This is a genomic window from uncultured Jannaschia sp. (genome assembly GCF_947494055.1).
Lineage (GTDB): Bacteria > Pseudomonadota > Alphaproteobacteria > Rhodobacterales > Rhodobacteraceae > Jannaschia.
This window is the reverse complement of sequence record NZ_CANLTR010000027.1, coordinates 17,785-38,184: the sequence shown is the minus strand read 5'-3', so window position 1 is coordinate 38,184 and position 20,400 is coordinate 17,785. Positions and strand designations below refer to the sequence as shown.

Sequence of the window (20,400 nt, the reverse complement as noted above, 5' to 3'; positions counted from 1 at the left end):
GCGGGACGACCTTCCGAGAGGTTTGGCCGATGGGTCCGCCGCGGACGTTCCTTCCCTGTGCAAGGCAAGCCCCGGCCGGCCCCTGAAGCGACGTCGCGACTACGCGGCCGGAACCGGTGTTCCAGGCCTTCGGTTCTGTTTCCGGGCCCGACGTTCTATGAAGCGTCATCACATCGAGGAAATCGAGGAGCGACGTTCCAGAATGCTGACCAGACGCCATTTCATCGTGACGACTTCCGCCCTGTTCTCCGCATCGGCCGTTGGCCCCGCACTCGCGAACAGTTGGCCGACGGCGGCGCAGAAAGCGGCCTGGGACGCCCAGGTCACGCCACCGGCCTACGATCCGGCGACGACGAACCCCTGGGGCCTGCACCCGCGCCTGTTGCCGCAACGGGTCGAGGCACGGCCTGGTCTCGTACCAGGCGACATCCACGTCGATGCGACGGCGCGTTACCTTTATCACATCGAGCCCGGCGGAACGGCCATGCGCTATGGCGTGGCCATCGGTCGAGGCGGTCTCTACGAGCCCGGCACCTACACGATCCGGCGCAAGGTGGAATGGCCGCACTGGACGCCCACGCAGGACATGATCCGCCGGGAACCCGAGGCCTACACGCAGTTCGAGGACGGGATGGAGCCCGGCCCCGAGAACGCGCTCGGGTCGCGCGCGCTCTACCTCTTCGAGGGCGGCCGCGACACCTATCTTCGAATTCACGGTACACCTCATCCGACCTCGATGGGCACTCGTCAGAGTTCCGGCTGCGTCCGCATGGTCATGCCGCACATCAACGACCTCTACGAGCGGGTCGAAACCGGGGTGACGGCCTTCCTTTATCCGGCTGAGGGCGACGGCCCCTCGACGGCGCATAGCTGATTGCTCGACGAGCCGACGCAGGGTGTCCTGCCCAGCCGGCAGATCCACGTCCGACATGCCACGGTCGGACGCCTGGGGACGCGGGCGACCACGCGACCGGGGAGGCCGGATCTCGCAGGCCAAGGTCGGCCGCATGCCGTCAGACCGGCGCCGGCGTCGCACGTCGATTGCAGATCGTCCCCCCGTCGACCGTGCGCAGCGGCAGCATGGTGGTCTCCACCGGTCCGACATGGCGGTACCAGTAGCACCCGTCCTCGGGACGCAGGCGGACGAAGCTCAGATCCTGATAGGGTGCCGCCAAGGCGTTCAGCCGCGTCAGCACCTCCCGCGACGGGACCAGCTCCGATCCCGCGGTCTCGCCCAGCGGGACGGCACAGGCCCCGAGCGTCATCATGGCCGCGAAGAGCACGGCCGCCCGGCCCGTGGCTCCCGCGCGCGGCACAGGCCGCCCCTTCGGCCTTTGCGCGCCCATCCGCCGGGTCTCCGTGGCGATCGCTTCCATCATCATAGCCTTCCTCCGGTTGCCATGCTGTCGGCGAGCGCGTCCTCGAGACGCGTGCGCGCCTCGGCCAGCTGCTCCAGCGCCTGGCCATCCTGTGCTTTGCGCGCGGCGGCCTCCGCCAGCCGCTCATCGGACAGCGGGTCGGTGGGCCGGCCGTCCACGAGAACCTCGTAGTGCAGGTTCGGCCCGGTGGCCGTTCCCGTCGCGCCGACCCGGCCGATCGTATCACCGGCCGCGACGCGCTGTCCTTCGGCCAAACCGTCGGACACGGCGCTCAGATGCGCGTAGCGGGTCATGGTGTCCGCTCCGTGCGCGATCTCGACGACGCGCCCGTAGCCACCACGACGGCCGATGAAGGCGATCCGTCCCGGGGCGGTCGCCTGCACCGGCGTTCCCTGTGCGGCGGCGAAGTCGACCCCCGTATGCATCCGCATGTTGCCGAAGACCGGATGGACGCGCCGACCGAAGACCGAGCTCAACCGCGCGCCATCCACGGGCTGCGCGAAGACACGCTGCACCTCGCCGTCGAGATAGATCGTGGCGCGGCCTGTTCCGTCCTCGGGCCAGGCGATCTCGTAGAGTGCGTCGCCGAGGTCGAGCGCCACGAAGAGGAGCTCGGGCTGGCCGACGGGATCGTCCCCGACACGGGCTTCGCGCCACATGAAGCGCAGCGCCTCGCCGCCCGTGAAATCCCGCCGAAAATCCACGCTGCCACCCAGCATTTGCGCCAGATCGACCGCGAAACGAGCGGGCATCCCGGACTCCTCCAGCGCCGCGAAGAGCGAGCTCTCGATGCGTGCCTCGCCGGCGAGGGAGATGATTTCGGGATCGGGGGTGGTGACGCGGGTCAGCACCCGGTCGCCGAGGATCGCCTCGATCCTCACGCCATCTTCGACGTCCAGGGTGACACGACCCGGAAGCTCGTCCTGCATCGAGACGACGCCAATCGTATGACCAGGGCGCAGCCGCCGCAGGTCGTATTCCGCGCCGAGGGCAAGGGCGATCTCCGCCCGGTCCGTCGCGGCGAGTCCGGCTTCCGCGAGCACCGCGTCGAGCGTCTCCCCGGGGGCGATCTCTCGCGACCAGATGGCGGGCTCCGGCTCGACGGCCGGACCGGACGCCTTTGCCTGCGCGATCGACGGGAGCGTGTTCGGCAAGGGCTCGGGGCGTGCGGCTGCGGACACGAGCCCGCTCGTCTCCGCCTGCGTCGGGGCCGGCGATGCCGGCATCCGCAGCCCGGCCGAGGCGAGGTTCGGCAGCGAGGGACCCTTCGTGACGTCAGCCGACAAGCCGACCGCCATTACGGAGACGCCGCCCGCCAAGGCCAGTCCCGCCGTCCAGAATCTCAGCCTCATGTCGCCCCTTCCGTTTCCTGTTCCATCGCGCGACGTATCTTCGGCACCGCGAACTCCCTCGGTTCGTGATAGTCGATGGTGCTGACGGAGCGCCCCGCCGCGTCGAACAGGAAGACGCTCGACGTGTGGTTCATCGTGTAGTCGCCGCTGTCGGTCGTAGCCCGCTCGTAGGTCGCCCGGAACCCTTCGGCCGCGCGCGCGATCTGCTCCTCCGAGCCGGTCCAGCCGCGGATCGCCGGATGGAAGTAGCCGACATACTCCGCCATCGCTTCCACATCGTCCCGCTCTGGGTCCACCGTGATGAAGACCACGTTCAGCTCATTTGCCGCCGCTCCCAGCTCGTCCAGCCAGCCGGAGATGTCGGCCAGCGTCGTCGGACAGACGTCGGGGCAGAACGTGAAGCCGAAGAACACCAGGCTCGGCCGCCCGACCAGCATATCGGGGCTGACGGGCCGCCCCTCGTGATCGACGAGGTCGAACTCCATCGCCGTGAGCGGCAGGGGCCGTCCGTCGTCTTCGCGCGCGAGCGCGCCGGGACCGTCGACCTGCCACCAGCCCGCCAGCAGCGTCAGCCCGAGTGCGGCAACGCCGCCGGCGCCGTAGCCGAGGATCGCCCTGCGTCGCATCAGCCCTCCGGCCCGCGCGCAGCGATGCCCAGGACCGGCACCGCCACCGTCACCTCGCCGCCGTCCAAGAAGGTCAGCGTCAGCGGGAAGCTTTCGCCTTCCTGCATCGGACGTCGCAGATGCATCAGCATGACGTGCATCACTCCGGGTGCGACCGCGACCGTCTCTTCCGGTGCGATGACGATCGCGCCCGCCGGAGCCATCGTGCTGACGCCCCGGGCGTCGGTCGTGACCCGATGGATCTCGGACATCATCGCGAGGTCGCTCTGCAGTCCGGTCAGCGTGACGGCCTCGTCGCCCGCGTTGCGGATCTCCATGTAAGCCGCGCCGGGCCGGGACGTGCCGATGGACGCGCGCGACCAGGCGTTCTCGACGACGACATCCTCGGATCCAGCCAAGGCGCCCGTTGCAAGCACGGGCGTCAGCAACAGGGCCACAAGCGTGGATCGGGCAACATGTTTCATTCTCATTCCCTCGGAGCCTTCAGCTTCCGGCCGCCGCGACCTCCTCCGCGACCAGCGACCGCAGCTCGGCCTCGCCGAACGGCTCGACCGGCCGATTGTTGACGAAGAAAGTCGGGGTTCCGCGGATGCCGACGGCTTCCACGTCGGCGCGGTCCTGGTTGAGGATCGCCACCACGTCGGGTGCGAGCATCTGCGTCCGCGCCGCCTCGGCGTCCAGCCCGGCTTCGGCCGCGATATCGAGGATCAGCCCGGCTTCCGGTGCGCCGTGCGATGCCCAGCGGGGCTGCTCGCGAAGAACGGCCTCCAGCACCGGCTCGTAGACGCCCTGCATCCGCGCCGCCTCCAGCACGCGGATCGCCTCCTCGGAGGCTTCGCCGTGGAACGGCGTGTATCGGATCGCCACGCGCACCGCATCGCCATGCTCGGCCATGATGTCCTTCACCACCGGATAGAAGGCGCGGCAGGCCTCGCAGGCCGGGTCGAAGAACTCGACGATGGTAACGGGCGCATCCTCGGGTCCGAGGATCAGTGCATGTGGGCGAAGCAGCGCCTCGGCCTGCGCGGACGGAACCGCCGCCGTTTCCGCCACCGGTCCCGCGCGAGTGGCGAACCAGGCGGCGAGAGCGAAGCCCGCGAGGCCCAGCACGAGGACGGACAGGACGAGCAACCTGCGATTCATGAACGTGATTCCTTCAAGGATAGAGCTGACAGTCCGACGACGAGCGCGAAGGCCATGAGCGACAGAAGCGGGATCGGCATGCCGAGGATCAGCTGGTTCTCGTCAGTGCAGGACGGACCGGTCGCGGTGCAGGGCTGGATCGGCTCCGGGATCAGACCGGCGTAGAGGCCCACGTGCCAGAGCGCGATTGCGGCACCGCCGAGTCCGAGCACCACGCCGTAGCGTCCGACGCGGGCATCCTGCCACCAGAGCCCGAGCCCCAGCACGACGGCCAACGGGAACATGAAGACGCGTTGGTACCAGCACAGCAGGCAAGGCATCTGGCCCAGCACTTCGCCGATGAACAGTACGGCCAGCGAAGCGGCGAGCGCCACGATCCATGCGGCCGCGAGGGCCGTCTCGCCGGACAGTCGCCGTATCACGAGGGCATCTGCCGTTTCAGGCCTGCGAGAATCTCAGCGACGGGCGTGCCATACGACCAGGATTGGACGTAGGCCCCGTCAGGGCCGAACAGGAACAGCTGCGAAGAATGACCTATCGCGTAGCCGCCCGGCGCCGCGGCCTGCTCGACCTTCTCGTAGTAGATGTGGAAGCTGTCCGCCGTGCGGTCGATCTGCTCCGGCGTTCCGGTGAGCCCCACGAGCCTCGCGTCGAAGCGCGGCACGAACTCCGCCAGCATCGAGGGCGTGTCCCGTTCCGGATCGACCGAGATGAAGAGCGGCTGCACCCGCGCAGCATCGTCGCCCAGGCCCTCCATTACCGCCGCGACCTCGGCCAGGGTCGTCGGGCAGACGTCCGGGCAGTTCGTGAAGCCGAAGAAGACCAGCATCCAGCGACCCGCGAAATCCTCTTGCGTGCGGATCATGCCCTGATGGTCCGTCAGTTCGAAGGCCGCCTGGAACCCCGGGCCGCCTTTTTCAACTTGAGCCGCACGATAGTCCGCCCAGAGTAATAGCCAGACGAGTGCGAACGCGGCGATGCCGATCAATATCCGTCCCGCCGTTCGGACCGTCATGGAACAGAGCACTGCGTCGAAATCATCATGAGGCGGGAGATAGGGCCTACAGCAGGTAGAGGTTCAAGGTGAATTAACCCGATACGGGATCCGGTCACGGGACCGTGAAACCGCCCTCGCCGCGGGATGTCCGATCGCCTAGACCCTACAGTCGATAGAGATGAGGCAACGGCGATGCATACGATCGGAACCCTTTCCGCCAGGACCGGAACCAAGGTCCAGACGATCCGGTACTACGAGCAGATCGGCCTGATGCGCGAGCCGGGGCGGTCGTCCGGAGGGCAGCGCCGCTATCATGAGGCCGATCTCGATCGGCTCGCCTTCATCCGCCATTCCCGCCAGCTCGGCTTTCCGCTCGATGCCATTCGTGAGCTGCTGGACCTGTCCGACAGCCCCTCCAGACCCTGCGCCGAGGCCGACTCGATCGCGCGGCGGCAGCTGCGGCAGGTCGAGTTGCGCATCGCGCGGCTCCAGGCATTGCGCAAGGAACTCAAGCGCATGGTCGCCGAATGCGATGGCGACAGCGTGGCCGAGTGCCGAGTCCTCGAAGTCCTGCGGGACCACTCGGAGTGCCTGACGGAGCACGAGGAGATCGGGGCGTGAGGCTCGAGGCGGAAACCCCCTTGGTCCCGGGTCTGTTTCCATCCGGACCTGTAGATCCGACATGAGCGAGACCATCAAGCCGCAGGACGCGCGCCAGCGTCGCATCCTCTGGATCGTCCTCGTCTTGAATGTCGCCATCGCGATCGGTTTCTTCGGCACCGGGGCGTTCGGCGACTCCTCGGCTCTGATCGCCAACGGGCTCGACAACACGTCCGACGCCTTCGTCTACGCCCTGAGCCTCTTTGCCATGTCCCGGTCCGGTCGATGGAAGCGTGGCGCCGCGAATGTCTCGGGCGGCCTTCTCATCCTCTTCGCCATCGGGATCCTGTTCGACGCGGGACGCCGGTATCTGGAAGGATCGGATCCCCTCGGTCCCGTGATGATCGTGATGGCGATGATCGCGGCCACGGTGAACTTCGCCTGTGTCATCCTGCTGCGCCGCATTCAGGACCCCGACGTGAACGTCCGCGCGGCCAACACGTTCAGCCTCAACGACTTCGTGGCCAATCTCGGCATCCTCATCGCGGGCGGACTGGTGGCCTGGCTGGGCAGCAACTGGCCCGACCTCGTCGTCGGCGTTGCGGTCGCGGCGATCGCGGCCTGGGGCGGCGTCGGAATCCTGCGGGACGCGCATGGCGAGCATCACAAGGCGGTTCATGACGACCCGGATGCATAGGACAGGAAACCGCGTCGGGACCCACGCCTGACATGCCCGCAGCGATCGCATATCCATTGGCCGCGCTGGCTGAAATTGCCGGCTGCTTCGCCATCTGGGCGTGGTGGCGCTCGGGGACCTCGCCGCTCTGGCTCGCGCCTGGCATCCTTTCGCTCGCGATCTTCGGCTGGCTGCTCGCTCAGGTCGAGACCGTCACGGCGGGGCGCGCCTTCGCGGCCTATGGCGGTGTCTATATCGCGGCGTCGGTGCTCTGGATGTGGCTGGCCGAGGGGCAGCGGCCGGACCGGTGGGACTTGATCGGCACGGCGATCTGCCTGGTCGGCGCGGCGATCATCCTGACCGCGCCGCGCGCTACATGACCGACCGGGCTTGAAGCTCTAGCCGCTGTAGCTGTTACATCCCTTCTCGAATGATTCGAGGAGCCGTTCAGTGCCCCATGACCACGGCCACGCCCATATCGACCCCGAGTCCGGCGACCGCCGCGTCGCCGTCGCCATCTGGGCCAACGGCCTGCTCACGATCGCGCAGATCGTGGGCGGCATCCTGTCGGGCAGCCTCGCGCTGATCGCCGACGCGATCCACAACTTCTCGGACATGGCCTCGCTGGTGATCGCCTTCGGCGCGCGCAAGATCGCGCGGCGCCCGGCCGATGCGAAGATGACCTTCGGCTACGGCCGGGTCGAGATCGTCGCCGCCCTCATCAACTATACCTCGCTGATCCTGATCGGGGTCTACCTGCTCTACGAGGGCGTGATGCGCTGGATCGAACCCTCCGAGGTTGCCGGCTGGACGGTCGTGATCCTTGGCGGCGTGGCCCTTGCGGTGGACACGCTCACGGCGCTCCTGACCTACTCGATGCAGAAGGGCTCCGTGAACATCCGCGCGCTCTTCCTGCACAACCTGTCGGACGCGCTGGCTTCGGTCGCCGTGATCCTGGGCGGCACGCTGATCCTTCTTTACGATATCTACTGGGTGGACCCGGCCATCACGATCGGGATCGCCGCCTACATCCTCTACCTTGCCCTGACCGAGATCGGCGGGCCGATCCGCACGCTGATGCTGGGCAGCCCGCCCGACGTCGATACCGATGCGGTGATCGCCGCCGTGTCCGAAATCGACGGCGTCGAGGAAGTCCATCACGCGCATTTCTGGCAGATGGAAGAACATGCCGTCGCGCTCGACACTCACGTCGTCGTGTCGCGCGACCGTTGGGGCGAGATCGAGGACATCAAGGCGGCGATCAAGTCGAGGCTGAAGGACGAGTTCGACGTCGAGCACTCGACGCTGGAGTTCGAGCCCGCCGACCGAAAGCACGAGGATGCCGACCTCTACGGGCACGGCTGAAAGGAGAGAAGGATTATGTGGAAGGAACTCGCCATCGAGGCTCCAGGGGTCCTCGCGCTGGAATGCGCCGGCCGACTGTCCGAGCGCGACTTCGATGAGATGCATGCCTGGATCGACCGGCAAATCGCCCAGCATGACCGGCCTGCGCTCGTCGTCCTCATGGGCGCGTTCGATGGCTATGAGAGCCCGTCGGCGTTCTGGGCAGACATGCAGATCGACGCGCGGCACGCAGACGACTTCGCACGCGTCGCGTTCGTCGCCGACGAGCCGTGGATCGAATGGGCCACGAAGGCGGGCGATCCGCCTACGCGCGCGGAGCTGCGCTGCTTCGCGCCAAACGAGCGCGAGGAGGCGATCGCCTGGGCCGCTGCGGGGATCGGTGCAGCAGACGCGTCCGGCTGAGGCGCGACGCGTCCGATCCGGCTACATCGGCACGACATGAACCGGCGACTCGATGAACATTCCTCCGTTGCGCGTGCATCGTCGGCATGGGAGCCGGCCTTCCGCGCGACGGTAATTCCGCGTCTCGCCATCGTCGACGTCGTGCGTGGAATTGCCATCGCGGGCGTGGTGCTGTTCCACCTCGTGTGGGATCTCGCCTATCTCGGTGTCATCCCGGCTTGGATCGCATCCCATTCGCTGTGGCTGCTGTTCGGCCGCGTGCTCGCGGGCACCTTCATGGCTCTGGTCGGGGTGAGCCTCGTCCTCGCGTCGGCGGACGGGTTCCGGCGACGTGCGTTCATGCGGCGCCTCGCCGTGCTGGTCGCAGCGGCGCTCGCGATCACGCTCGTGACTCGCGTCGCCTTTCCACAGACCTTCGTCTACTACGGCATCCTGCACGCCATCGCGGTGGCGAGCGTCATCGGCGCCCTCGCACTGCGCCTGCCCACTTCCGCCATCGTGGCGCTCGGCGTCGCGGCTTACGTCCTCGGCTTCTTCTGGACATCGGCGGCGTTCGATCCGCGATGGCTCGCCTGGACCGGCTTTGCGGCCACGCCTCCACGCAGCAACGACTTCGTTCCCGTCTTTCCGTGGATCGGGCTGACGCTGCTCGGCATGGCCGGAACGCGGCTGGCTCTCGCTCGAGGCTGGGCATATTGCGCGCGGCCGCTCGACGGGCGCGTCGATCGATCGCTGGCATGGATCGGTCGGCACAGCCTTCCGATCTACCTCATCCATCAACCCGTACTGCTCGGCGTGCTGATCCCGCTCGTCGGGCTGGTTCGGTGACGGGTTCTCAGCCTCGGCGCCTGCTCAGGTACGGGAGGTCGAGAGCGAGTTGCGGTGTTCGTCAGGATGCACCCCGGCATTGGCTCCGTCTCGTTTCACCAAGACCACAAAGCTGCGGCGCCAGCGGATGAACGAGGACATGAATATTCGCGGAATGGGCGGCAAGGCCCGAGACAGGCCCACATCCCCAATCAAGGATTTCGCCGCGTTCCTCGGGTGCTCGCCGGACATCGCCCGCCGCGCGCAGCCGCTTCACGCGGTTCGACAGCGCTACAATGATCAGGGTCTGCGGGGCCGTTCCTCGGGCGCCCCGATGGGGTCGCTCGAAGCCGGTCCGGTCGTGGCACGGCAGGCCCCTTCAGGATCGCGACGATTCACTCGAGGAGTTGCACGTCTATTTCGACGTCGATCTCGTCCGCGGAAGAGGTCCCCATCTAGCGACCGGTTGCCGTCCGTTCATCCGAACCCGAGCACGGCAATCGTCAGGACAACGTAGCGTCCGACCTTGGCGATCGTGACCAAGAGGAGGAAGCGCCATATCGGCTCGCGCAGGAGGCCTGCAGCCACGGTGAGCGGATCTCCGATGATGGGCATCCAGCTCAGAAGCAGGGACCAGCGTCCGTACCTGCGGTACCATCGCTGCGCGCGGACGAGCGCTGTGGCGCTTGCGGGGAACCAGCGCCGATCACGGAACGTCTCTGCCCCGCGCCCGAGCCCGTAGTTGACCAGAGAGCCAAGGACGTTGCCGACGCTCGCGCTCGCGAGAAGGCCTGACGTCGACCAGTCGCCAGACCGCAGCAACGCCGCGAGAACAAGCTCGGACTGTGCGGGAAGCATGGTTGCGGCAACGAGGGCGGAGAGGAACAGCCCGCCATACGCGGCGAGTTCGGTCACCTGGTTGCGATCAAACGAGCGTGGAGGGCCGCCATTCGAGGGATCAAAGTTGCGATGCCCAGCGAGGATGGTGATCGTCCACGACGAACGGATGGGCATGGTGTCGCTCACCGTTCAGATGCGGATGGTCGAGCGGCAGATTGCTGTGGTTGTGCTCGAGTTCCACGGGATCGTTCGCGGGCCAGAGCTTCAAGGCCATGAGCATTCCGCTGGCAGCGAGGAGTGCCAGCCCGAGAAGCGCAGGAACGACGCCGTAGACCGTCAGCAACCAGCCCGCCAGCGGATAGGTCACCAGCCAGCAGGCATGGGACAGCGCGAATTGCGCCGCGAACAGTGCCGGGCGATCCTCGGCATGGGCGGAGCGGCGCATCAACCGGCCCGACGGGATGAGGACCGTGGAATATCCCAGGCCCACCATCAGCCAGGCTGTCAGAAGGATGGACCAGCCGAGCCCGGCCAACAGGATCGTCAGACTCAGGCCCAGCAATGTCGCCACCATCAGTCCGGCGCCACTGAACATCACCGGTCGGTCCGGCAGCGCATCCAGCACGCGCGGCAGGATCAGCGCAGCCGTCATGGAGCCTGCGCCGAAGGCGAACAACGTCCAGGCCAGCGCGCTTTCCGACAACCCGAGCGATCCGCGCACCAGAACCACCGTGTTGACCAGCACCATCGCCCCCGCCGCCGCCGCTGCAAGGTTCAGCGCCAGGAGCCCGCGCAGACGCGGCGTGGCCAGATAGATGCGGACACCGCGCGTCGTGCGATCGTAGACACCGCGCGGCTCGGACGGGCGGGGGCTGGGCAGCAGGACCGAGACGACCAGAAGAGCAGAGGCCACAAAGCCTATTACTGTGCCAAGGAATAGCGAATGGTAGGACATCACCGCAAGGAGGAGCGCGGCCAGGGTCGGGCTGACGATGTTTTCCAGATCGTAGGCTAGCCGCGACAGCGACAGCGCGCGGGTATAGCGCGCCTCTTCCGATAGAACGTCCGGGATCGTCGCCTGAAAGGTCGGCGTGAAAGCGGCGGAGGCCGATTGCAGCAGGAAGATCAGCACGTAGACCTGCCAGACCTCGGTCACGAAGGGCAGGGCCAGCGCCACACCGGCACGCACCAGATCGAGCGTCACCAAGAGCGCGCGGCGCGGCAGCCGGTCCGCGAAGGCCCCGGCAACAGGGGCGATGCCCACATAGGCCACCATCTTGATCGTGAAGACCGTGCCCAGCACGAAAGCCGCCCCGTCGCCCGCCAGATCGAAGGCAAGAAGTCCGAGCGCGACCGTCGCGAGCCCGGTCCCGAGAAGAGCGACGACCTGGGCCAGAAACAGATGGCGATAGGTGCGGTCAGCAAGGATGTCGAGCATGACAGACCTCAAAGATAGCGAGCAACCGTACGCAGTTCGGCACGTCCGGTCTCGGAGCCTCCCGCGTTCAGACAGTGATGCATGTAGTCGTGGATCAGCGCTCGCTTGGCGTTGGTGACCGCCTTTTCGAACGCCTGCATCTGCCGGGCAATCTCCACGCAGGGCTTGCCCGCTTCGATCATCCCGATCACGGCGCGCAGGTGGTCGTCAGCGCGTTTCAGCCGGGCGATCAGCGCAGGATGACTTGCATGAAGGGGGGGCGCCATCGCGACAATCTATCCTTCCCGGGAGGGATAGAGCAATCACGTGCCACGATGCGATTGACGGGCATCGATCAGGCAGGCCAAGATTGAAGACCGTGGCTGGGAACGGACACGACCAAGGGCTTTCCCTCCTGCGCAGTTTTTCTCCGGATCCTCCTGCGCTCGAGCGTGGTGACGAGAACCGCACGAGACCGTTGACGATCGTCCGTGCCCAGTCGCCGTTCCGGATGGCAGAGGAACCGCCAGCGATTACCACGAGTTCGATGGGAGCAGAGCGGACAGCGCAAAGGCATCGTGATGGATCAGATGCTTCAGGCAATCGCCACCGGCGCCGGCATGCTGTGGAAGGCACTCTGGGCGCTGATCTTCGGCTACATCATCTCTGCTGGCATTCAGGTTCTCGTCACGCGCGAGCAGATGGCCAGGATCCTTGGCGAGCGCGGCCCGAAAGAGGCCGGCATCGCCGGATTCTTCGGCTTCATCTCATCGTCCTGCTCTTTCGCCGCGCTCGCGGCGTCTCGGTCCGTCCTGGTCAAGGGCGCGCATCCAATGAACTCGATGGCATTCCTGATCGCATCGACCAATCTGGTGATCGAGCTCGGAATCGTCCTCTGGGTACTGCTCGGCTGGAAGTTCACCCTCGCGAACTTTCTGCTCGGCATGCTGATGATCGTCTATGCCTACATCCTCACGCAGCTCTGGTTCCCCTCGGGCCTCGTCGACCAGGCGAAGGAGCACGCCGAGAAGGCCCAGCAGAGCGAGGGAATGGGCATGGACCACGGGATGCGGGGCTCGTTCCGCGACAAGCTGGTCTCCCGCAAAGGCTGGCAACAGATCGCACGGGCGTTCTTCATGGAATGGAAGATGGTCTGGAAGGAGATCCTCTTCGGCTTCATCATCGCCGGCTTCATCTCGGTCTTCGTGCCGCAGAGCTTCTGGAACGCGATCTTCCTCATCGGCGACGGCGGCGCGCAGGACGGCCCGGGCTTCTTCATCGTGCTGGAGAACGCGCTCGTTGCACCAGTCGTGGCATTCTTCACCTTCATCGGGTCGATGGGCAACGTGCCGCTGACGGCGATGCTGTGGTCGCGCGATGCGTCCTTCGGGGGCGTGGTGGCATTCCTCGGAGCCGACCTCGTGGCGGCGACGGTGATCTGGGTCCACGCCAAGTATTATGGCTGGCGCTACGCGCTCTACCTTTCGGGCCTGCTCTACGTCTGCATGGTCGCGGCAGGCGTCACCGTGCACTACCTGTTCGCACTTTTCGGCATGATCCCGACCGAACGGCCGTCGCTGCAGGAGATGGTCCGCTTCGCGATCGACTACACCTTCTTTCTGAACCTCGCCTTCCTTGCCGCCGCTGCAGCGCTTCTCTGGCTGCACTTCCACGGCGGCGGCGAGAGTCGGGAGCGCCGGAACCGGCAAGAGCATGAAGCGTCCCGCGCTTGAGCAAAAAGCTCTCGATCAGAGCCGAACGGCCCGCAGCCTGAGCGCATTGCCGATGACCGAGACGGACGAGAGGCTCATTGCCGCGGCTGCGAACATCGGCGAGATCAGGAGCCCGAAGAACGGATAGAGCAGCCCGGCTGCGATCGGCACGCCGGCGGTGTTGTAGACCATCGCGAAGAACAGGTTCTGCCGGATGTTGCGCATCGTGGCGAGCGACAGGCGCCGCGCCCTCACGATCCCGCCGAGATCGCCCCTGATCAGGGTGAAGCCAGCGCTCTCGATCGCGACATCGGCCCCGGTGCCCATGGCGATACCGACATCGGCTTGGGCCAGCGCCGGCGCATCGTTCACACCGTCTCCGGCCATCGCCACCCTATGCCCCTCCGCCTGCATGTCTCGGATGACCCGCGCCTTGTCCTCGGGCAGCACGTCGGCGCGTATCTCGTCGATGCCGAGACGGTCCGCGACGGCCCGGGCCGTACGCACGTTGTCGCCCGTCGCCATGACAATCCGGAAGCCGAGGTCACGCAGCGCCTTGAGCGCGGCGGGTGTCGTTTCCTTGACCGGGTCCGCAACGCTCACGAGACCCGCGACCTGTCCATCGACGACGACGAACATGACGGTCTCCCCCTCGTCGCGGCGGGCATTCGCGGTCTCGGCCACGGACGGGGCCTCGATCCCGAGTTCCGCCATCATCTTCGCATTGCCCAGGGCGACCGCCTTGCCGTCGACGACACCCTTCACGCCCATCCCTGTGACTGCCTCGAAATCGCCAGCCTTGGCGAGCGTAAGGCCGCGCGCCTCGGCACCCCGGACGATGGCCTCTGCCAGGGGATGTTCGGAGCCCCGCTCCAGGCTCGCCGCCAGGCGCAGGATCTCGGCCTCGTCGTGCCCGCTCTCGGGCAGCACGGCGGAAAGCTCCGGCTTGCCCAAGGTCAGCGTTCCGGTCTTGTCCACGATCAACGTGTCCACCTTGGCGAAGGCCTCGAGAGCCTCGGCGTTCTTGATCAGCACGCCTGCCTGCGCGCCGCGCCCCGTTGCCGTCATGATCGACATCGGCGTGGCCAGACCGAGCGCGCAGGGGCAGGCGATGATGAGGACCGCGATCGCGGAAACCAGCGCGTAGGCCAGTGCCGGCGCCGGCCCCCAAATTGACCAGGCAATGAACGCGAGAGCCGCAACGGCGATGACAGCCGGCACGAAGTAGCCCGCCACCGCATCTGCGAGCTTCTGGATCGGGGCGCGCGACCTCTGGGCCACCGCGACCATTTCCACGATCTGCGCGAGCATCGTGTCCGAGCCCACGCGCCTGGCCTCGACGATCAGGCTGCCGGTGCCGTTGATCGTGGCCCCGGTGACGGGGTCGCCCGCAACCTTCTCGACGGGGACCGGCTCACCGGTCAGCATCGACTCGTCCACCGACGACCGCCCCTCGACCACCGCACCGTCCACCGGCACCTTCTCGCCGGGGCGGACACGAAGGCGATCGCCGACCTGCACCTCCTCGAGCGGCACTTCCTCCTCGCGGCCGTCGTCGCGGAGCACGCGAGCGCTCTTGGCCGCGAGGTCGAGCAACGCCCGGATGGCGGACCCCGTCCGCTCGCGCGCCCGCAGCTCGAGGATCTGGCCCAAGAGCACGAGAACCACGATCACCGCGCCAGCCTCGAAATAGACGCCAACCTGTCCCGCATGGTCGCGGAAGCCGGCCGGAAACAGACCGGGGGCGATGACGGCGACCACGCTGAAGACATAGGCGGCGGCGACGCCCATGGCGATCAGGCTGAACATGTTCAGGTTCCTGCTGCGAAAGGACTTCCATCCCCGCACCAGGAAGGGCCAGCCGGACCAGAGGATCACCGGCGTGGCGAGGATCAACTCGAGCCAGCGGGTCACACGCGCGCCGAGCATGCTGCCGACTTCGATCCCCACCATCGGTGCCATCGCGATAATGACCAGAGGCACCGTCAGCACGGCGCCGACCGCGAACCTGCGAGAGAAGTCGACCAGCTCGGGATTCGGGCCCTCGTCCCCTGTGGGTACGCCCTTCGGCTCCAGCGCCATGCCGCAGATCGGACAATCGCCGGGACCGACCTGCTCGATCTCGGGATGCATCGGGCAGGTGTAGATCGTGCCCGCCGGCATCGGTTCGGGCGTCGGCTTGCCCTTCAGGTATGTTTCGGGCGCGGCGTCGAACTTCTCCTTGCAGCGCCCCGAGCAGAAGTAGAACTTCTCGCCTGCATGTGAGGACAGATGCCTGGCCGTCGCGCGATCGACGGACATGCCGCAAACCGGATCGACGGCTTCGACGAAGTCGCGGGGCGAAGCGGCAAACTTCGAACGGCAGCGCTCCGAGCAGAAGTGGTAGAGATGACCGTCGTGCTCCTGGCTGAGGGTGCTTTTGGCCGGATCCACATTCATGCCGCAGACCGGATCCCTGACCGCTCCCGTCGTCATCTTCGCCGTATCCATTACCAGTCCTCCGATTGGCTGATGGCGAACGTTATGGGGATTCCAGTCGCTGGAAGGTCAAGAGATAAAGTTTTCGGGGCGGATGCCCTTGACCTTCCAGCAGGTGGAAGGCCCATCTCGCGGTCAACGGGTATGGTGAGGTCTTGGTTATGAACATCGGAGACGTGGCGGAACGCAGCGGAGTTCCCGCGAAGACCATCCGCTACTACGAAGACATCGGTCTCGTCCGGCCCCTGCGGAGCGGGAACGGCTACCGCGATTTTGCGGTAGAAGACTTGCACAAGCTGGCGTTTCTCGGCCGCGCCCGCTCTCTCGGCTTCAGCATCGACGAGTGCCGAACGCTTCTGTCGCTCTACGACGACCGGGAGCGCTCCAGTTCAGACGTCAAGGCAATCGCGCAGAAGCACCTCGCACGGATCGATCGGAAGATATCGGAGCTACAGGCCCTGAGCGAGACCCTTCGGGACCTGGTGGTCCGGTGTCACGGCGACGATCGTCCCGAATGCCCGATCATGGACGATCTTGCGCGGACCGGAACAACCTGAATGCGCAAAGCCGTTCAAGAAATCGCGCAGTCGCCGCGCTTGAACTCCGGCGGAACGGAGATCGGGCATGACATCATGCAACTGATCGCCCGTCTGCTTCTTGTCGTTGCCCTCGCCGCGTTCGCGGTGAGTCCGGTTGCGCATGCGGCAGGTTCGGCGGCGATGGCCACCGAGATGGTTGGCTCTGACGCCGCAACCATGGACATGGCGGATTGCGCCGCTTGCGCAGATCCTGCGTCCGGCGCCATGGGCATCTCCTGCGATTTCGTTTGCGGAGCGGGCGGTTTCGCGGCCGTGCTTGCCCAGCAATACGAGGGTATCGCTCTGCGGCCGGGCGAGATCCGGTGGTCTTCGGTGTCACGCGACTTCTGCAGCCTCACCAGCCCACCGGCCAAGCAACCTCCGCGAACCCTCATCTGATCCGACGTCCGGGCGCACCAACGCACCCGGGACGTCTCGCTGCGCCGTCGGGTCATTCGTCCCGATGCGTGGCTCGTATCGCGCCGGTTTCCGGGCGATCCGGCAGATGACCAGCAGATTCAGTGAGGGTTGGATGATGATCCGAATTCCCAAACCACATCTTTCCCGGCGCGCCTTTGCGCTTACCACACTTGCAGGTGCGGGCTTTCTCGCGATGCCGCGACCGTTGCACGCTGTGGGGCGAGCCAGGAATGTGACGGCGCTTGCTTTTGAGGGCGACGCGCTGCTCGTCGCGTGCGAAACCCTTTTGCGCAGCGATGATGGCGGCACCTCCTGGGCGCCGGAATCCGCGTCGGGCGCCGGAGACATCCTTGCATTGGCCACCCATCCCGACCGTCCCGGACGGGTCATTACCGGCCCCGCCAGAGGGGGCGTCGCCGTCTCGGATGATGGCGGCCGCAGCTGGGAAAGGGGGCGCGGAGGACTGCCCGAAGAGGCGGTGACTGCGATCGCCGTGGCCGCCGCCCAGCCGGACATGGTCTACGCTGCGGTCCGCGGGGACGGGCTCTGGCAGAGCGAGGATGCCGGGCGCTCCTGGACGTTCACGATGGATCGGCCGTGGCTTGCGGATGCGGAGCGCGATCCGACGGCGCTCGCCTCGGTCGATCTCGACACGGGCATGGACGGCATCTGGATTTACGCCGGGACCGAGGCAGGCCTGACGCGCGTGCCGGACTGCTTCTGCCGCTGGCAGAACGTCCAGCCCGGCAACGCGATGGACGCGCTGGTTTCCGGCGGCGCGCCGCCGTCCGAGGCGCCGCTCCCGGCGGGTGAGCCGATCCATGCGCTGGCCAGCGCACCTTCCGCGCCCGAAACGCTTTATGCCGCCCTGCCGTCTGGGGTTTGGGCGTCCCGCAACGCCGGCGTCGTCTGGTCACGCGTCGCGGATGGGTCTGCCTCGGCAGTGGCGGCGCATCCGACCAGTCCCCGACACATCGTCGCCGCGCTGGACGGCGGCCTGACGCAGAGCCGCGACGGCGGCGCCACTTGGTCCGCGCTCGCGGTCATCTAAAGGAGTTTACCATGAAGAGAATTCTCGGATTCACCTCGATTGCAGCCATGACGGTCGCCGGGGGCATCGCCTTCGTCACGCTATCCGCGGCGCAGGATACGGGTCGGACGCCCGCCACCGATACCGCCGGCACGGAACAGACGGTGCCCTCCAGGCAGATCACGATCTGGCGCGATCCGAGCTGCGGCTGTTGCGACGCCTATGCCGAGTACCTCGAAGGGAACGGCTACCGCGTGATGCGCATCGACGACCCGAACTTCGACCGGCGCTCCGTCGAGGCCGGCGTGCCGGAACAGGGACTCGGCTGCCACCTGGCCAAGATCGATGGCTACTACGTCAGCGGGCTCGTGCCGGCGGAGATCATCGAGCGGCTGATGACCGAGAAGCCGGACATTACCGGCATCACGCTCCCCGGAATGCCAGCGAACGCCCCCGGTATGGCGCCCGCGAAGACCGGGACGTTGAAGACCTACGCGTTCGGGGAGGACGGGGTCACCGTCTATGCCGATGAATGAGTGCATGGGAATGATGAACGGGCCGATGACGAGCGCGATGATGATCGGCGGCGGTCTCATGCTGCTGCTCGTCCTCGCGGTCCTGCTGCTCAGCCTCGTAGCGCTGGTGAAGTACCTGCGGGGGGCGCGATGAAGCGCAGAGCGATCGTCTTCGCCGGCAGCGCTGTCGCGGGCCTGATCGCCATCGCCGCGATCGCCCAGCAGCAGAGTGGCGAGTCGGATGTGGACGGCGTGACGTTCTTCGGCGAGCCTGTGACATCGGACGAGATCGCCCTTGGGCAGGATCTGTATGCCGCGAACTGCGCGTCGTGCCACGGTGTCGATCTTGAGGGTCAACCCGACTGGAAGCGCCGGCTCGACAGCGACCGCATGCCGGCGCCGCCACATGACGAGACCGGACACACCTGGCACCACGCGGACCGGCAACTCTTTATCATCACCAAGCTCGGGGTCGGCGGCGTCGTGCCGGGCTACGAGAGCGACATGCCCGCCTTCGAGGGCATGCTGACGGACGCGGAGATCCGCGCGGTGCTCGCCTTCATCAAGAGCACATGGCCCGACCGCCAACGCGCGTTTCAGGCGGAGGTGACCGCAAACGATGAAGGCGGGTCATGAGCGCGGATGCCGAACAAGCGCCCACCTCCTCCTCATGCTGCCCATCCTCCTCGAGGCCGAGCGCTATGATCGCGGCAAATTAGTCCACCTGCCGGGCATGACGGCGGATCATGCCCACAGCACACCGGCCGTGACCGGCGACGAGTGGAGTTGACCTGCTTCCGTAGATGGGTTCAGGCGCCTCTGTTGAGCAATCAGTTGAAGGCTGGATACCCATTTTCCCTTTCGGGAAATGAAATGACGAACTGGGTGAGAGGATGCCAAGCGCGATGAACCAGTCGGGGAGGGCGATATGGAACTAAAGTTCGGCAACCTGACGGTCGAAATCGTGCGTTATGAGGCTCTAACAAAACAGTTTACGAAATTTATTCCGTTCCATACACTCGACGCCCGGCGCGCCGTGGCACTGGGCGTGCAGTCCGTCATAGTCCGCGAACCTCCTCAAGTATGAGAGGCGCAGGCGCGGCGTGCGGCGTGGAGACCGCGGCGACCTGGGCGGCTGGCCAGAGAATGCCGAGCCCGAACTGTGCTACGAGCAGAGGGAGCGCGCCCGCTCCGATCGGGTCCTTCGTCGTTCAACGCCCTCAAGGCCTTCCCCACCCGTCGCCATCTACCGCCGGTACGGAAAGCTCAGCGCGTGCTGGACGCCAATCGTGATGCGGGTGTCTTCGGACCGATCGTCGCCGTAGGCATGGCCGATGCCGGCCGAGAGTACCGTCTGTGGCGTCAAGATGTAGCGGCCGCCGATCTCGATCAGGTTTGTCGCGATCCCCTCCTCGCGCTCGAACTCCCGGAACGCGTCGGCGACGAGGACGAGATTGTTCGTCAGCGGCTGACTGTAGCCGAGCCCGATCGAGAAGCGATCCTCGCGCTCGGTGGGCAAAGGGTCGAAGTTGCGGATGTAGGTCGCATTCAGATGAAGCTGCCGCTGCACGTAAGCGTAAGGCGAGCGGCCCCGCGGGTCGGGCGTGCCGAGCGACAGCGTCGCCAGGAGCGAAAGAGATCCCTCCAGACCGCCGTTCTCCCCGTCCTGCCCGTAGGGCTTGTCGAAACCGGCCGCCACGGAGACGGCCGGGAACCTCAGCGTCTCCGTGTTGAGGTTGTAGAGGACCTCAATGCCGACCGCGCCCGTATCGGCCATGGAGCCGTCGCCCAGGAAGTAGGGCAACTCCAGCGCCACCTGCCCGTTCATGAAGGCGCCCCATTCGAGGCGCGGGGTGATCTCGAAGAGGTCGTCGCTTCCGGAGTTGTCGCGCAGGTCGTGGTAGCGCGTGAGGACCTGCGCCTCGATGCCGTTGCGGCCGATCGGGTAGGCGTCCTCGATCTGGAGGGGGAAGCCCGTCTCGAGGTTTCCATGATCTGCGGCCTGCGCCGCCGGGGCGAAGGCGAGCGCAAGGAGGGTGAGGAAGAATGGGGGACGCATGGCG

Annotated in this window: 27 protein-coding genes; 15 read left to right on the top strand and 12 right to left on the bottom strand. The window is 66.5% G+C overall.

Annotated elements, in window-relative coordinates; all coding sequences use genetic code 11:
* Positions 1-202 precede the first annotated feature (202 nt).
* Positions 203-874, top strand: coding sequence for a L,D-transpeptidase (locus Q1A87_RS16820; protein ID WP_299653765.1), 672 nt, complete (start codon positions 203-205; stop codon positions 872-874).
* A 139-nt stretch (positions 875-1,013) separates the two neighbouring features.
* On the opposite strand, the gene Q1A87_RS16815 is transcribed toward Q1A87_RS16820, so the two are convergent.
* Genes Q1A87_RS16815 through Q1A87_RS16785 form a run of 7 tightly spaced genes read right to left on the bottom strand, consistent with a single transcriptional unit; the run spans position 1,014 to position 5,515 of the window.
* On the bottom strand, positions 1,014-1,382 hold the full coding sequence (locus tag Q1A87_RS16815; RefSeq protein ID WP_363323012.1) for a hypothetical protein: 369 nt from the start codon (positions 1,380-1,382) through the stop codon (positions 1,014-1,016).
* Positions 1,379-2,731 carry a peptidoglycan DD-metalloendopeptidase family protein gene (locus Q1A87_RS16810; RefSeq protein WP_299653762.1) on the bottom strand — a complete coding sequence of 451 codons (1,353 nt, stop codon included), beginning with the start codon at positions 2,729-2,731 and terminating at the stop codon, positions 1,379-1,381. The genes Q1A87_RS16815 and Q1A87_RS16810 overlap by 4 nt, the downstream gene beginning before the upstream one ends.
* The gene (locus Q1A87_RS16805; RefSeq protein ID WP_299653759.1) at positions 2,728-3,357 is read right to left on the bottom strand and encodes an SCO family protein; all 630 of its coding nucleotides are present in this window, start codon (positions 3,355-3,357) and stop codon (positions 2,728-2,730) included. Before Q1A87_RS16805 ends, Q1A87_RS16810 begins: the two co-directional genes overlap by 4 nt.
* Positions 3,357-3,821, bottom strand: coding sequence for a copper chaperone PCu(A)C (locus tag Q1A87_RS16800; RefSeq protein WP_299653756.1), 465 nt, complete (start codon positions 3,819-3,821; stop codon positions 3,357-3,359). The genes Q1A87_RS16805 and Q1A87_RS16800 overlap by 1 nt, the downstream gene beginning before the upstream one ends.
* 19 nt (positions 3,822-3,840) lie before the next feature.
* Positions 3,841-4,500, bottom strand: a complete 660-nt coding sequence (locus Q1A87_RS16795; protein ID WP_299653753.1) for a thioredoxin domain-containing protein — start codon at positions 4,498-4,500, stop codon at positions 3,841-3,843.
* Complete coding sequence (locus Q1A87_RS16790; protein WP_299653804.1) at positions 4,497-4,919, bottom strand: disulfide bond formation protein B; 423 nt, start codon at positions 4,917-4,919, stop codon at positions 4,497-4,499. The genes Q1A87_RS16795 and Q1A87_RS16790 overlap by 4 nt, the downstream gene beginning before the upstream one ends.
* Entirely contained in the window at positions 4,919-5,515 is a 597-nt protein-coding gene (locus Q1A87_RS16785) for an SCO family protein (protein ID WP_299653750.1), read from the bottom strand. Before Q1A87_RS16785 ends, Q1A87_RS16790 begins: the two co-directional genes overlap by 1 nt.
* Before the next feature lie 174 nt (positions 5,516-5,689).
* Here Q1A87_RS16785 and Q1A87_RS16780 point away from each other — a divergent pair, with 174 nt between their 5' ends.
* The 6 genes from Q1A87_RS16780 (at position 5,690) to Q1A87_RS16755 (ending at position 9,368) form a co-directional block, all read left to right on the top strand.
* Complete coding sequence (locus Q1A87_RS16780) at positions 5,690-6,118, top strand: helix-turn-helix domain-containing protein (protein WP_299653747.1); 429 nt, start codon at positions 5,690-5,692, stop codon at positions 6,116-6,118.
* A gap of 61 nt (positions 6,119-6,179) precedes the next feature.
* Positions 6,180-6,794 carry a cation transporter gene (locus tag Q1A87_RS16775; protein WP_299653744.1) on the top strand — a complete coding sequence of 205 codons (615 nt, stop codon included), beginning with the start codon at positions 6,180-6,182 and terminating at the stop codon, positions 6,792-6,794.
* 32 nt (positions 6,795-6,826) lie between these two features.
* A complete protein-coding gene (locus Q1A87_RS16770) occupies positions 6,827-7,153 on the top strand; it encodes a YnfA family protein (protein WP_299653741.1) in 327 nt (108 codons plus the stop codon).
* 70 nt (positions 7,154-7,223) lie between these two features.
* Complete coding sequence (locus Q1A87_RS16765) at positions 7,224-8,138, top strand: cation diffusion facilitator family transporter (RefSeq protein ID WP_299653738.1); 915 nt, start codon at positions 7,224-7,226, stop codon at positions 8,136-8,138.
* A 15-nt stretch (positions 8,139-8,153) separates the two neighbouring features.
* On the top strand, positions 8,154-8,540 hold the full coding sequence (locus tag Q1A87_RS16760) for an STAS/SEC14 domain-containing protein (protein WP_299653735.1): 387 nt from the start codon (positions 8,154-8,156) through the stop codon (positions 8,538-8,540).
* A 36-nt stretch (positions 8,541-8,576) separates the two neighbouring features.
* Positions 8,577-9,368, top strand: coding sequence for a heparan-alpha-glucosaminide N-acetyltransferase (locus Q1A87_RS16755; protein WP_299653732.1), 792 nt, complete (start codon positions 8,577-8,579; stop codon positions 9,366-9,368).
* Between the two features lie 456 nt (positions 9,369-9,824).
* Here the strand turns inward: Q1A87_RS16755 and Q1A87_RS16750 are convergent, their stop codons facing one another.
* The 3 genes from Q1A87_RS16750 to Q1A87_RS16740 all read right to left on the bottom strand — a co-directional run bounded on the left by Q1A87_RS16750 (position 9,825) and on the right by Q1A87_RS16740 (position 11,891).
* Positions 9,825-10,205 (bottom strand): YqaA family protein, encoded by a 381-nt coding sequence (locus Q1A87_RS16750; protein WP_363323014.1) that lies wholly within the window; start codon positions 10,203-10,205, stop codon positions 9,825-9,827.
* A gap of 100 nt (positions 10,206-10,305) precedes the next feature.
* Positions 10,306-11,625 carry an MFS transporter gene (locus Q1A87_RS16745; protein WP_299653726.1) on the bottom strand — a complete coding sequence of 440 codons (1,320 nt, stop codon included), beginning with the start codon at positions 11,623-11,625 and terminating at the stop codon, positions 10,306-10,308.
* 8 nt (positions 11,626-11,633) lie between these two features.
* Positions 11,634-11,891, bottom strand: a complete 258-nt coding sequence (locus Q1A87_RS16740; protein ID WP_299653723.1) for a metal-sensing transcriptional repressor — start codon at positions 11,889-11,891, stop codon at positions 11,634-11,636.
* Between the two features lie 294 nt (positions 11,892-12,185).
* Between Q1A87_RS16740 and Q1A87_RS16735 the strand changes: the two genes are divergently transcribed.
* Entirely contained in the window at positions 12,186-13,337 is a 1,152-nt protein-coding gene (locus Q1A87_RS16735) for a permease (protein ID WP_299653720.1), read from the top strand.
* A 15-nt stretch (positions 13,338-13,352) separates the two neighbouring features.
* Here Q1A87_RS16735 and Q1A87_RS16730 read toward each other — a convergent pair whose 3' ends face one another.
* A complete protein-coding gene (locus Q1A87_RS16730; RefSeq protein WP_299653717.1) occupies positions 13,353-15,806 on the bottom strand; it encodes a heavy metal translocating P-type ATPase in 2,454 nt (817 codons plus the stop codon).
* Positions 15,807-15,955: 149 nt separating this feature from the next.
* Here Q1A87_RS16730 and cueR point away from each other — a divergent pair, with 149 nt between their 5' ends.
* From cueR to Q1A87_RS16695, 7 genes are all read left to right on the top strand, one after another.
* Entirely contained in the window at positions 15,956-16,351 is a 396-nt protein-coding gene (cueR, locus tag Q1A87_RS16725) for a Cu(I)-responsive transcriptional regulator (RefSeq protein WP_299653714.1), read from the top strand.
* Positions 16,352-16,771, top strand: coding sequence for a hypothetical protein (locus Q1A87_RS16720; RefSeq protein WP_299653711.1), 420 nt, complete (start codon positions 16,352-16,354; stop codon positions 16,769-16,771).
* 253 nt (positions 16,772-17,024) lie between these two features.
* Positions 17,025-17,843, top strand: coding sequence for an exo-alpha-sialidase (locus Q1A87_RS16715; protein ID WP_299653708.1), 819 nt, complete (start codon positions 17,025-17,027; stop codon positions 17,841-17,843).
* Positions 17,844-17,890: 47 nt separating this feature from the next.
* A complete protein-coding gene (locus tag Q1A87_RS16710) occupies positions 17,891-18,358 on the top strand; it encodes a DUF411 domain-containing protein (RefSeq protein WP_299653801.1) in 468 nt (155 codons plus the stop codon).
* Between the two features lie 4 nt (positions 18,359-18,362).
* Positions 18,363-18,491, top strand: a complete 129-nt coding sequence (locus Q1A87_RS16705) for a hypothetical protein (protein ID WP_299653695.1) — start codon at positions 18,363-18,365, stop codon at positions 18,489-18,491.
* Complete coding sequence (locus Q1A87_RS16700; RefSeq protein ID WP_299653692.1) at positions 18,488-18,973, top strand: cytochrome c; 486 nt, start codon at positions 18,488-18,490, stop codon at positions 18,971-18,973. The genes Q1A87_RS16705 and Q1A87_RS16700 overlap by 4 nt, the downstream gene beginning before the upstream one ends.
* A gap of 292 nt (positions 18,974-19,265) precedes the next feature.
* Entirely contained in the window at positions 19,266-19,424 is a 159-nt protein-coding gene (locus Q1A87_RS16695) for a hypothetical protein (RefSeq protein ID WP_299653689.1), read from the top strand.
* 159 nt (positions 19,425-19,583) lie between these two features.
* On the opposite strand, the gene Q1A87_RS16690 is transcribed toward Q1A87_RS16695, so the two are convergent.
* Positions 19,584-20,396, bottom strand: coding sequence for a hypothetical protein (locus Q1A87_RS16690; RefSeq protein WP_299653686.1), 813 nt, complete (start codon positions 20,394-20,396; stop codon positions 19,584-19,586).
* Positions 20,397-20,400: the final 4 nt, after the last annotated feature.